9 protein-coding genes are annotated in these 13,313 nt (G+C 65.3%); all 9 read left to right on the forward strand.

Going from position 1 to position 13,313, the window contains the following annotated elements; all coding sequences use genetic code 11:
* Positions 1–39 precede the first annotated feature (39 nt).
* Positions 40–1,620 (forward strand): anthranilate synthase component I, encoded by a 1,581-nt coding sequence (locus AB0O52_RS10300; protein WP_364537100.1) that lies wholly within the window; start codon positions 40–42, stop codon positions 1,618–1,620.
* Positions 1,617–2,222, forward strand: coding sequence for a Trp biosynthesis-associated membrane protein (locus AB0O52_RS10305; protein ID WP_364537103.1), 606 nt, complete (start codon positions 1,617–1,619; stop codon positions 2,220–2,222). The genes AB0O52_RS10300 and AB0O52_RS10305 overlap by 4 nt, the downstream gene beginning before the upstream one ends.
* 88 nt (positions 2,223–2,310) lie before the next feature.
* Positions 2,311–2,583, forward strand: a complete 273-nt coding sequence (locus tag AB0O52_RS10310; RefSeq protein ID WP_236817197.1) for an HGxxPAAW family protein — start codon at positions 2,311–2,313, stop codon at positions 2,581–2,583.
* Positions 2,584–2,585: 2 nt separating this feature from the next.
* Positions 2,586–3,404: an indole-3-glycerol phosphate synthase TrpC gene (gene trpC / locus AB0O52_RS10315; protein ID WP_364537107.1), complete on the forward strand. Its 819-nt coding sequence runs from the start codon at positions 2,586–2,588 to the stop codon at positions 3,402–3,404.
* Between the two features lie 107 nt (positions 3,405–3,511).
* Entirely contained in the window at positions 3,512–4,894 is a 1,383-nt protein-coding gene (gene trpB, locus AB0O52_RS10320; protein WP_364537110.1) for a tryptophan synthase subunit beta, read from the forward strand.
* Positions 4,894–5,706: a tryptophan synthase subunit alpha gene (gene trpA, locus AB0O52_RS10325; RefSeq protein ID WP_364537113.1), complete on the forward strand. Its 813-nt coding sequence runs from the start codon at positions 4,894–4,896 to the stop codon at positions 5,704–5,706. Before trpB ends, trpA begins: the two co-directional genes overlap by 1 nt.
* Positions 5,707–5,725: 19 nt before the next feature.
* Positions 5,726–6,943, forward strand: coding sequence for a prolipoprotein diacylglyceryl transferase (lgt, locus tag AB0O52_RS10330; protein ID WP_364537116.1), 1,218 nt, complete (start codon positions 5,726–5,728; stop codon positions 6,941–6,943).
* A 261-nt stretch (positions 6,944–7,204) separates the two neighbouring features.
* The gene (gene gltB, locus AB0O52_RS10335; protein WP_364537119.1) at positions 7,205–11,818 is read left to right on the forward strand and encodes a glutamate synthase large subunit; all 4,614 of its coding nucleotides are present in this window, start codon (positions 7,205–7,207) and stop codon (positions 11,816–11,818) included.
* Complete coding sequence (locus tag AB0O52_RS10340; protein ID WP_364537122.1) at positions 11,811–13,268, forward strand: glutamate synthase subunit beta; 1,458 nt, start codon at positions 11,811–11,813, stop codon at positions 13,266–13,268. The genes gltB and AB0O52_RS10340 overlap by 8 nt, the downstream gene beginning before the upstream one ends.
* Positions 13,269–13,313: the final 45 nt, after the last annotated feature.

Below are 13,313 nucleotides of genomic sequence, written 5' to 3' on the forward strand. Positions count from 1 at the left end.
CTGAGGCAAGCACACAAGAAGAGGCGGAGAACACAAACCATGCAGGACCTTGGAATCATCAGCCCGGGCCTGGAGGAGTTCCGCGAACTCGCCGCACACAGCCGGGTCATCCCGGTCCGGCTCAGGGTACTGGCCGACGCGGAGACGCCCATCGGGCTCTACCGCAAACTGGCCCAGGGCCAGCCGGGCACCTTCCTCCTGGAGTCGGCAGCCGTCGGCGGAGCATGGTCACGCTATTCCTTCATCGGTTCCCGCTCTCGTGCCACCCTGACCAGCAAGGACGGCCAGGCCCACTGGATCGGCGAGCCTCCCGTCGGCGTGCCGGTCGACGGCAGCCCCGTCGACGCCGTCCGCGACACCATTGCGGCCCTGCAAACCGACCGCTTCCCGGACCTTCCGCCGTTCACCTCCGGCCTTGTCGGCTTCCTCGGATGGGAAACCGTCCGGCACTGGGAGAAGCTGACGAGCCCCCCGGAGGATGACCTCCACCTGCCGGAGCTGGCCCTGAACCTCGTGACGGACATGGCGGTCCACGACAACATGGACGGCACCGTCCTGTTGATCGCCAACGCCATCAATTTCGACAACAGCTCCGAACGGGTCGACGAAGCCTGGCATGACGCCGTCGCGCGGGTGAAGCGACTGCTGGACCAGATCAGCACGCCGGTGAAGCAGCCTGTGTCCGTGTTGCAGTCCGAAGCCCTCGACTTCGGATCCAGCATCCAGGAACGCTGGAATGAGCAGGAATACCTCAACGCGATCGATCGCGGCAAGGAAGCGATCGTGGACGGCGAGGTCTTCCAGGTGGTCATTTCGCGGCGCTTTGAAATGGAGTGTGCCGCGGACCCTCTGGATGTTTACCGCGTGCTGCGCAACACCAACCCGAGCCCGTACATGTACCTCTTCAGCCTCGAAGATCCCGAGGGCCGCGAGTACACGATCGTCGGCTCCTCTCCGGAGGCCTTGGTGACGGTCACCGGCAACGAGGTCATCACGCACCCGATTGCCGGATCGCGGCCCCGCGGCAAGACCGTCGAGGCCGACAAGGCCCTGGCCGCCGAGTTGCTTGCGGACCAGAAGGAACGCGCCGAACACCTCATGCTCGTCGACTTGTCCCGGAACGACCTGTCCAAGGTCTGCGTGGCAGGAACCGTGGACGTCACGCAGTTCATGGAGGTCGAACGCTTCAGCCACATCATGCACCTCGTGTCCACGGTGGTCGGAGAGCTGGCGCCAGGAGCGAAGGCGTACGACGTGCTCAAGGCGACCTTCCCCGCCGGCACGCTGTCCGGTGCCCCCAAGCCGCGCGCGCTGCGTCTCCTGGACGAACTTGAACCGCACCGACGCGGCATCTACGGCGGCGTGGTGGGTTACCTGGACTTCGCAGGGGATATGGACATGGCGATCGCCATCCGCTCGGCACTGCTGCGGGAGGGCCGGGCGTACGTCCAGGCCGGCGGCGGCATCGTGGCAGATTCCCACAAGCCTTCCGAAGCGCTCGAGACTGTGAACAAGGCGGCCGCTCCCTTGCGTGCCGTGCACACCGCCGGATCGCTCCACAACATTTCCCGGGACGCGGTTTCCGGGGATACGGTCGTGGACTGGAACCCCGCCCCGTGAGCACTGCCCGCCCTCAGCCGGCCACTACCAAGCCTCCCGTGTGGGCACGGAAGGGCAACGTCGTGCTCGCCATGGCAATTCTCGCCCTCGCCGTTTTCGGGACCACCACCCAGACCTGGATCAACGTCCGGCTCGATCCCTCTGCCGCGGCCAATGCCGACCTCCACGTCCAGGGGAGCAAAGCCGCAACAGCGGTGACCGCACTCGCGCTCGTCGCCCTGGCCGGGGGACTGGCATCGTCCATCGCAGGCAAGGTTTCGCGCTGGATCATTGCAACGATCATCGTGCTTGCCTCGGCAGGCATCATCATTGCCGCGGCGACGGTCCTGGCGGACCCCCTTGGTGCGGCGCAAGGAACCATTGCGGCGACCACCGGCATCTCGGGTGGCCAGGCGGCCGCATCATCCACGGTGTTCCCGGTACTCGCCGTCGTCGCTGCGGCTCTGCTGGCTTTGTGTGGCGGCCTGCTGCCGGTCGCCGGCCGGCACTGGAAGGCGCGCACCAAGTACGACGTCGCCAGCCGGGCAGCCCTCGCCGGTTCCGGACCCGTCGACGAGATCGATAGCTGGGACAGCCTCTCGCGCGGAGAAGACCCCACGTAGGACGCGGCTGTCCGGACACCGGACGATGTCCCGGGCGCGGTCAATAAATGGCAGAATGTAAGCAGTATTCATCCTGAGGAGATTTCACATGAGCAAAACCACAGTGTCCGCGAGCAAGGCCCCTGTGACCGCTGCCAGCCACAGCGACGCCATCGGCCACGGCAACAGCCCGGCCGCGTGGACCTGCGTGATTGTCATGCTGGTAGGGGCACTGGTGTCCTCCATCGCCTTTGTTATCGCCAGCACCCCCATCTTCATCGCCGGCATCGTCGTGATGGTGGCCGGCCTGATTGCCGGCTGGGCCATGCGCAAGGCCGGCTACGGCGTCGACGGCAGCAAGCTGAAGAACGCCGGCCACTGACTGTGACCGTTCTTGATGACATCATCGTCGGTGTCAGGGAGGACATGGAGGCTCGCCGCCGCCTTGTCGGCCTTGACCAGCTGAAAGAGCGGGCCGCGGCCGCTGTGCCTCCGTTGGACGCCTGGACCGCCTTGGGCGGTCCGTCGGCCACCCGCGACGAACTGAAGGTCATCGCGGAAATCAAGCGCCGCAGCCCCTCCAAGGGAGATCTCGCGAGCATCGTCGACCCTGCCGCGCTGGCGGTGCAATACGCCGACGGCGGCGCCTCCGTGATCAGCGTCCTCACCGAACAGCGGCGCTTCAACGGGTCCCTCGCGGACCTGGACGCGGTGCGGGCCGCCGTCGACATTCCGTTGCTGCGCAAGGACTTCACGGTCGACGAGTACCAGATCTGGGAAGCCCGTGCCCATGGCGCGGACCTCATCCTGCTGATCGTCGCCGCGCTTTCGGATGCACAGTTGCGTGAATTCAGCGCATTGAGCCACGAGCTCGGCATGAACGTCCTCGTGGAAACCCACACTCCCGAGGAAATCGAGCGTGCGGCCGCAGCCCAGGCGCGGATCATCGGGGTGAACGTCCGCAACCTCAAGACGCTCGACGTCGACCGTTCCCTGTTTGCCTCGCTCGCCGGAAACATTCCAACGGGAGCGGTTGTCGTGGCCGAGTCCGGCGTGCGGAACGCCGACGACGTCGCGCACTATGCGGGGAACGGTGCCCACGCAATCCTTGTGGGCGAAGCCCTTGTGAGCGACTCCACCCCGCGCGAGCGGATCAGCGAATTCAAGGCGGCCGGAGCTGCCGCCATTGCCGTCAGGACCTGACAGGCCTGATTCGCGGCGTGGACCCGGACAGCAGCAGACAACGCGGCTGGTAGCTGTCCTGCGGCCCTGAAAGACCCAACTACCTACTGAACAGGACGGTGAGACTGATGGTGGACGCATCAACAGCCAACTCGCAAGAGAACGTGGCCGACGCATTCCTACAAGGTGGAGCCTCGCTCCGCAATGCCGCCGGGCCGTACTTCGGCTCCTACGGCGGACGTTGGATGCCCGAGTCCCTCATCGCCGCCCTGGATGAAGTCGAGGACACGTTCGAGAAGGCCAAGGCCGATCCTGAGTTCCTTGCCCAGCTGAAGGACCTCAACAAGAAATACTCGGGCCGTCCGTCGCTCCTCACGGAGGCCAAGCGTTTCTCCCAGCACGCCGGCGGCGCGCGCATCTTCCTTAAGCGCGAAGACCTGAACCACACCGGATCCCACAAGATCAACAACGTCCTCGGCCAGGCTTTGCTCGCGAAGCGCATGGGCAAGACCCGTGTCATCGCCGAGACCGGCGCCGGCCAGCACGGCGTTGCCAGCGCCACCGCTGCAGCGTTGCTCGGACTGGAATGCGTTGTCTACATGGGCGCCGAGGATTGCCGCCGCCAGGCACTGAACGTGGCCCGCATGCAGCTCCTGGGCGCCACCGTGGTTCCCGTTACCAACGGATCGCAAACGCTCAAGGACGCCATCAACGACGCCCTCCGCGACTGGGTTTCCAATGTGGACACCACCCACTACCTGCTGGGCACCGCGGCGGGTGCGCACCCGTTCCCGGCGATGGTGCGTTTCTTCCACGAGGTCATTGGGGAGGAAGCCCGCGCCCAGATCCTGGAGCAGACCGGCAGGCTTCCGGATGCCGTCTGTGCCTGCATCGGCGGCGGTTCCAATGCCATCGGCATCTTCCACAGCTTCCTGGACGACGCCTCCGTGAAGATCTACGGTTTCGAAGCCGGCGGCGACGGGGTCGAAACAGGACGCCACGCGGCCGCCATCACCCTGGGACGCCCCGGCGTGCTGCACGGTGCCCGGTCCTACCTCATGCAGGACGAAGACGGCCAGACCATCGAGTCCCACTCGATTTCCGCAGGCCTCGACTACCCGAGCGTCGGTCCGGAGCACTCCTACCTCGCGGACATCGGCCGCGTCACGTACGAGCCCATCACGGACACCGAAGCCATGGACGCGTTCCGCCTGCTTTGCCGGACGGAAGGCATCATCCCCGCCATCGAGTCCTCGCACGCCCTCGCCGGTGCCATCAAAGTGGGCAAACTCCTCACCGAAGGCAAGGAAAACCCGGCCGACACGATCATCATCGTGAACCTGTCCGGGCGCGGTGACAAGGACGTTGAAACGGCCGCCGAATGGTTCGACATGCTGGACGAAAACGGCAACGTCAAGGGCACCACCCTCTCCACGCGCAAACCCAAGGGCCCGTCCGAGCGCAGCAACCTTGAGATCAGCACTGAAGAAGCAAGCGAGGACCAAAACTGATGACCGAGCAGATAACCAGCAAGTCCGCGGCCGCGATCGACCGTGCGAAGGCACAAGGCCGGGCCGCGCTGATCGGATACCTGCCGGCGGGCTACCCGGATGTTCAGACAAGCATCGACGCCGGCATTGCCATGGCGCGCAACGGCGCGGACCTTATTGAAATCGGCGTCCCGTATTCGGACCCCGTCATGGACGGCGCTGTCATCCAGGCCGCGACCACGGAGGCCATCGCCAACGGGTTCCGCGTCGCGAGCGTCTTCGATGTAGTAGCGGGCATCACGGCAGCCACCGACGCCGCCGTGCTGGTCATGACCTACTGGAACCCCGTGATGCGCATGGGCGTTGACGAGTTCTCACGCAGGCTGGCCGAGGCCGGGGGAGCCGGACTCATCACGCCTGACCTCATTCCGGACGAGGCTGCCGAATGGTTCGCGGCATCGGACAAATACGGACTCGACCGGGTCTTCCTCGTGGCACCGTCGTCCACCCCGGAACGCCTGGCCATGACGGTTGAGGCGAGCCGCGGCTTCGTTTACGCCGTCTCCATCATGGGTGTCACTGGGGCCCGACAGTCTGTCAGCAGCGCCGCGGAGAAGGTCGTGGCCGACACGCATGCGGCCGGTGCCGAACGGGTCTGCGTCGGGCTCGGAGTCTCCAACGCAGACCACGTCCGCGAGATTGCGGCATACGCCGACGGCGTGATCGTCGGTACCGCGTTGGTTGCGGCCATCCGGGACGGCGGCGTTGACGCCGTCGCGGAACTCACCAAGAACCTCAGCGCCGGCCTTGGCCGTGCAACAGCGCAGGCCTAGAAAAGGAAAAGCGTAGACAATGCAGAGTCTCCTCCACGTCGCGGCAATGGCTCCCCTGAGCATTCCGAGCCCCTCATGGTCCGGATTTGATGTTCCGCTGCCGTGGGGGACTCTCCGTATCCACGCGTATGCCCTGTGCATTCTTCTCGGCATCATCCTGGGCCTGTGGCTCACCGCCGTGCGCTGGAAGCGTCGCGGCACTCCCGAAGGCAGCCTGTGGGACATCGCCATCTGGGCGATCCCCTTCGGCATTGTGGGCGGCCGCCTCTACCACGTCATCTCCTCGCCGGACGCGTACTTCGGCCCGGGCTTCAACGGCACCGGCGACCTCTCCCTGATCCCGCAGATCTGGCGGGGCGGTCTCGGAATCTGGGGTGCCGTGCTTCTCGGAGTTGTCGGTGCCTGGCTTGGCTGCCGCCGTTCCGGCGTCAAGCTGACCGCCTTCCTCGACGCCGCAGCCCCCGGGCTCCTGCTGGCGCAAGCGATCGGGCGTTGGGGGAACTGGTTCAACCAGGAACTCTTCGGCGGACCCACCACCTTGCCATGGGGCCTCCAGATCGACCCGAACAGCCCCAACTTTCCGGCCGGAATGCCGAGTGACACCCTGTTCCACCCGACGTTCCTTTACGAATCCCTCTGGAACATCGTCGGCGTCGTGGTCCTCCTGGTCCTGGACCGGCGCTTCCATTTCCGGCGCGGCAGGCTCTTCTGGCTGTACGCCATTTACTACACGCTTGGCCGCGTCTGGATCGAAGCGTTGCGGATCGACGATGCCGAACAGATCAACCTCTTCGGCATCACCACGCGTCTGAACGTATGGACCAGCATCTTCGTCTTCCTCGCAGCGCTCATCATTTTCATCGTCCTGAGCCTGCGCGGCAGGCCGGAGCCGGACACCGCGTACCTTCCCGGCAGGGAACCGGCCGCGGTGACCGCCGGAGATGCGGAGGCCGCCACGGTTGACCCAAGCGCCCGGGGCGATGAGACGGCTGATGCTGAGGCTAACAGCACAATTGTGACTGATACGAAGGCCCATGATACGGACGGATCTGTCTCAGATACCGGTGCGCATGGTAATCTCCGGAATAACCAAAGCGATCTGGGCCATACTGCTGAGCCTACGGAAACGGCCGAGGAGTCACATGCCGGCGTCACGTCGGATTCAGGCTCCGCGTCCACCGAAACCACCGCCAGCAGCGCCCCCGGATCCGGGCCGGAAGCTGGCAGCACCAAGTAGCCAGCGCTACGGCACAGGGGAACCGGGCTACCGCCCAGAGGCCCCCGGCCACAGCGTCGTGGCACCTTGGCAGTCGCCCGGCAGCACACAGAGGCTCCGCGGTCAAGCTTGGGTCAGGGACATGCGTAACTGTTCGTTGCGTCTTGCCCGCTGACCTACAATTTCATGTAACTAGCGCTTTGTTATGCCCGTCACACGGCAGGCAAGGTGGGGCCAACGTTGTCCCTTCCATTCGCACGATCTCGAGGAAGGACGTCTTCAATGACCCATCTTCATAACCCAAGCTGGTCCGAATCAGTCGAACCGCAGGGTGCCATCTCGCCCTTCAAGCGTTTCGCTGCGCTCCCGGAAGCCCAGGGACTCTACAACCCTGACCAGGAGAAGGACGCTTGCGGCCTGGCCATTATCGCCACGCTGCGTGGTGAACCCGGCTATGACATCGTGGAAGCGGCCCTGACTGCCCTGCGCAACCTTGAACACCGCGGCGCCGTGGGCGCCGACGAAGGCACGGGCGACGGCGCCGGGCTCCTCATGCAGGTTCCGGACGAATTCTTCCGGGCCGTCACTGAGTTCGAGCTCCCCGCACCCGGCCAGTACGTGGTGGGTACTGCCTTCCTGCCGGCCGAAACCCGCGAAGCCGAGACCGCGAAGGCCGGCATCGAGGCCCTTGCGGTAGATGAAGGCCTGACAGTCCTTGGCTGGCGTGAAGTGCCGGTAGTCGGGGACCTGGTCGGCGCCATGGCCCGTGCCTGCATGCCTTACTTCGCACAGCCGTTCCTTGCTTCCGCCACTGGCGAAGTGCTGGACCGGAATGAACTGGATTCCCGGGCATGGCGTGTGCGCAAGCGTGCCCAGAACAAGTTCGGCGTGTACTTCCCGTCGCTGTCCTCGCGCACCATCGTGTACAAGGGCATGTTGACCACCGCCCAGCTGGAGCCGTTCTACCCGGATCTCTCGGACAAGCGCTTCAAGACCAAGCTGGCCATCGTGCACTCGCGCTTCTCCACGAACACGTTCCCGTCATGGCCGCTTGCCCAGCCCTTCCGTACCATCGCCCACAACGGTGAAATCAACACCGTCAAAGGCAACCGGAACTGGATGCGGGCGCGCCAGTCCCAGCTCGCGAACCCGCTGCTGGGCGATTCCCCGGAGGAGTTGTACCCCATCTGCACGCCGGGTGCCTCCGACTCCGCGTCCTTCGATGAGGTTGCCGAGCTGCTCTGGCTTTCCGGGCGGCCCATCACGCACTCGATCATGATGATGATCCCCGAGGCGTGGGAAAACCACGCCACGATGGATCCGGCCCGCCGCGCCTTCTACGAGTACCACTCGCTGCTCATGGAGCCGTGGGACGGTCCCGCCGCTGTGTCCTTCACCGACGGCAACCTCGTCGGTGCAACCCTTGACCGCAACGGCCTGCGCCCCGGCCGTTACTGGATCACCGAAGATGGCCTGATCGTCTTCGCTTCCGAAGTCGGCGTGATCGAGGTCGAGCCGGCCAAGGTGGTCAAGAAGGGCCGTGTTTCGCCGGGCAAGATGTTCCTGGTGGACACCGAAGCCGGTCGCATCATCGACGACGCCGAGGTCAAGGCCGAGGTGGCGGCAGCCAACCCTTGGGCTGAATGGGTCAAGGACAACCTGATCGACCTCAACGAGCTTCCCGAGCGCGAGCACGTGCTGCACACGGCTGCGTCCGTGAACATCCGCCAGCGGACGTTCGGCTACACCACCGAGGAATTGAAGATCCTCCTGGGGCCGATGGCCCGCACCGGGGCCGAACCGCTCGGCGCCATGGGCTCCGACACCCCGGTTGCCGTGCTGTCCAAGCGCCCGCGTCTGCTGTTCGACTACTTCGTGCAGTCTTTCGCCCAGGTCACCAACCCGCCCCTGGACGCGATCCGCGAAGAGCTCGTTACCTCGCTGAAGTGCGCCATCGGCCCCAACGGCAACCTTCTCGACGTCGGGCAGGTCCGCCAGCCGCAGATCTCCCTGCCGTTCCCGGTGATCAACAACGACCAGCTCGCCAAGATCGCCAACATCGAGAACGCCGACGGCGACAAGGTCGCCATGAAGGTCCGCGGACTGTACCGTCCGGAGGGCGGTGAAGCAGCACTCCGGAGCCGCCTGACTGAAATCTGCGAGCAGGTTTCCGGCGCGATCAACCGCGGCGTGCAGTACATCGTGCTGTCCGACCGCGACTCCAACGCGCAGTGGGCCCCGATCCCGTCCCTGCTGCTCGTCAGCGCGGTACACCACCACTTGCTCCGCAGCGCCAACCGCACCAAGACCGCCCTGGTGGTCGAGGCCGGCGACGTCCGCGAAACGCACCACGTGGCAGTGCTTGTGGGCTTCGGCGCTTCCGCCGTGAACCCGTACCTGGCGATGGAATCCGTGGAGCAGCTCATCAGCACGGGCGAAGTCGTTGGCGTGACTCCCGAAGACGGCGTCTACAACCTCATCAAGGGCCTCGGCAAGGGCGTCCTGAAGATCATGTCCAAGATGGGCATTTCCACGGTGGCCTCGTACACCGGCGCCCAGACTTTCGAAGCCCTCGGCCTGTCCCAGGACCTCGTGGACGAATTCTTCTCCGGCACCCACTCCCAGTTGGGCGGCGTCGGCCTGGACGTCATCGCCGCCGAAGTTTCGGCGCGCCACCAGATGGCCTACCCGGAAGGCGGCATCGAACTGCCGCACCGTCCGCTGCTCGGCGGCGGCGAATACCAGTGGCGCCGCGACGGGGAACCGCACCTGTTCAACCCGGAAACCGTCTTCCGCCTGCAGCACGCGACCCGCGAACGCCGCTACGACATCTTCAAGTCATACACCAAGGGCATCGACGACCAGTCCGAGAACCTCATGACCCTGCGCGGGCTTTTGAAGTTCAAGGACAGCCTTCGCCCCGCGGTGCCGCTTGAAGAGGTCGAGCCGGTTTCCAGCATCGTGAAGCGCTTCTCCACCGGCGCGATGAGCTACGGCTCCATCTCCAAGGAAGCCCACGAAACGCTCGCAATCGCGATGAACCGGCTGGGCGGCAAGTCCAATACCGGTGAGGGCGGCGAAGACGTGGACCGTCTGTTGGACCCGGAGCGCCGCTCCGCGATCAAGCAGATTGCCTCGGGCCGTTTCGGCGTGACCAGCCTGTACCTGACCAACGCCGAGGACATCCAGATCAAGATGGCCCAGGGCGCCAAGCCCGGTGAAGGCGGCCAGTTGATGGCGCAGAAGGTCTACCCCTGGGTAGCCCGGACCCGCCACTCAACCCCCGGCGTCGGGCTCATTTCCCCGCCCCCGCACCACGACATCTACTCGATCGAGGATCTCGCGCAGCTCATCTACGACGCCAAGCGGGCCAATCCCTCGGCGCGCGTTCACGTGAAGCTGGTTTCCGAAGTCGGGATCGGCACGGTGGCGTCCGGCGTCACCAAGGCCAAAGCCGACGTCGTGCTCGTCTCAGGGCACGACGGCGGAACCGGCGCCTCGCCGCTGAACTCGCTCAAGCATGCGGGTGTCCCGTGGGAGCTCGGCCTCGCCGAGACCCAGCAGACGCTCATGCTCAACGGGCTCCGCGACCGCGTCGTGGTCCAGGTGGACGGCCAGCTCAAGACCGGCCGGGACGTCATCATCGCTGCGTTGCTGGGTGCCGAGGAGTACGGATTCGCGACCGCGCCCCTGGTGGTGTCCGGCTGCATCATGATGCGCGTCTGCCACCTCGATACCTGCCCGGTCGGCGTCGCAACCCAGAACCCGGAGCTCCGCTCGCGTTTCAACGGCAAGCCCGAGTTTGTGGTCAACTTCTTCGAATTCCTTGCCGAGGAAGTCCGCGAACTGCTTGCCGAACTCGGTTTCCGCAGCCTCGAAGAGGCCATCGGGCACGCCGAGGTCCTGGATACCCGGGACGCGATCGACCACTGGAAGGCCGAGGGGCTCGACCTCGACCCCATCCTGCACGGCCTCGAGTTCGACGACGACGTTCCCCTGCGGAACCTCACCGGCCAGAACCACGAGCTCGACAAGCACTTCGACCAGCGCCTCATCGGCATGGCCGCCGAGGCTTTGAGCGACCGCACACCGGTGAAGATCGCCGTCGACGTCATCAACACGGACCGTTCCGTCGGCACCATGCTGGGGCACGTCGTAACCAAGACCTTCGGCGTCGACGTGCTCGCGACCGACACCATCGACATCACGCTGAAGGGCACCGCAGGTCAGTCGCTCGGGGCCTTCCTTCCTGCAGGCATCACGCTGCGCATGTTCGGCGACTCCAACGACTACGTCGGCAAGGGGCTCTCCGGTGGACGCATCATCGTCCGCCCGGACCGCACCAACGTTTTCCAGGCCGAACGCAACGTCATCGCCGGCAACGTGATCGGCTACGGCGCGACGAGCGGCGAATTGTTCCTGCGTGGCCAGGTGGGCGAACGCTTCCTGGTACGCAACTCGGGGGCCACCGCCGTCGTTGAGGGCATCGGTGACCATGGCTGCGAGTACATGACCGGCGGCCAGACGCTGATCATCGGCCGTACGGGCCGCAACTTCGGTGCCGGCATGTCCGGTGGTACCGCTTATGTACTGGACCTCCAGCCCGCCCGGGTCAACAAGCAGGCCTTGGACTCAGGGGAGCTGCAGCTGCTTGAGCTTGACGACGAGGACCGCACGATCGTCCACGGACTCCTGGTCAAGCACCTGGAAGAAACCGAGTCCGTCCTTGCGGGCCGCTTGCTCGAAAACTTCGACGACACGGCCGCCCGCATCACCAAAGTCCTGCCGCGCGACTACGCCGCGGTCCTGCAAACCCGTCTCGACGCTATCGAAGAGGGCCTTGATCCCGATGGCGAAGAAGTATGGTCTCGAATCCTGGAGGTAACCGGTGGCTGATCCACGCGGATTTCTGAAAGTCCGGCAGCGCGAGACGCAGCCACGCCGTCCTGTTCCCGTCCGCATCATGGACTGGAAAGAAGTTTACGAAGCCCAGGACAGGGGCGTGCTCAAGAGCCAGGCGGGCCGCTGCATGGACTGCGGCATTCCGTTCTGCCACCAGGGCTGCCCCTTGGGGAACCTCATCCCCGAGTGGAACGACCTCACGTGGCGCGGCAAGGGCGAGGAAGCGATCGAGCGGCTGCACGCCACGAACAACTTCCCGGAGTTCACCGGCCGGCTGTGTCCTGCGCCGTGTGAAGCATCCTGTGTCCTGGGCATCAACCAGCCCGCTGTGACCATCAAGCAGGTTGAAGTTTCGATCATCGACGACGCCTTCGAAAACGGCTGGGTACAACCCCTTCCGCCGGCGCGTCTCTCCGGCAAGACGGTCGCCGTCGTCGGCTCCGGCCCCGCAGGGCTTGCCGTCGCACAGCAGCTGACGCGCGTCGGACACACGGTGGCCGTCTACGAGCGCGACGACAAGATCGGGGGACTGCTGCGCTATGGCATCCCCGATTTCAAGATGGAAAAGGAACAGGTCGACCGCCGCGTCGAGCAGATGAAGGCCGAGGGCACCCGCTTCCGCACGGGTGTGGCGGTCGGAACCGACGTGACGTGGGAGCAGTTGCGCCGCCGTTACGACTCGGTGGTGATCGCCACCGGTGCCACGGTTCCGCGCGACCTTCCCATCCCGGGCCGCGGCCTTGAAGGCATCCACTTCGCCATGGATTACCTGGTCCCCGCAAATCGTGTGGTTGCCGGTGAAACCGTGGAGGACCAGATCGATGCCAAGGGCAAGCACGTGATCATCCTCGGTGGCGGCGACACCGGCGCCGACTGCCTCGGCACGGCACACCGCCAGGGCGCGGCGTCCGTCACCACCCTCGCCATCGGCAAGCAGCCGCCGCTTGAGCGCGCATCGCACCAGCCGTGGCCGACGTTCCCCACGCTCTTCGAAGTTGCCAGCGCACACGAAGAGGGCGGCGAACGGACCTACCTCGCCTCGACCGTTGAATTTGTCGGCGAAAACGGCAAGCTCACAGGTGTCAAGGTGGCCGAGACCGAATTCGTGGACGGCAAGCGCCTGCCGAAGGCCGGCACGGAACGCATCATTCCAGCCGACCTGGTGTTCCTGTCGCTCGGCTTCACGGGCGCGGAACCTGCCGGTATCACCGAACAGGTCAGCGCAGAATTCGACGGCCGCGGCAACGTGGCCCGAGACGGGTACTACATGACCAACACCGAGGGCGTGTTCGTGGCAGGCGATGCAGGCCGCGGGCAGTCCTTGATTGTCTGGGCTATCGCCGAAGGCCGCGCCTGCGCTGCCGCGGTCGACAAGTACCTCATGGGCAGCACCATTCTCCCCGCGCCCGTGGCTCCCACCGACCGGGCCATAGCGGTCCTCTAGGGACCGGCGCACGAAGCTTTCCCAACTCCAACTGCAGCACACTAC

Source organism: Arthrobacter sp. NPDC080073 (genome assembly GCF_040686575.1).
Taxonomy (GTDB): domain Bacteria; phylum Actinomycetota; class Actinomycetes; order Actinomycetales; family Micrococcaceae; genus Arthrobacter.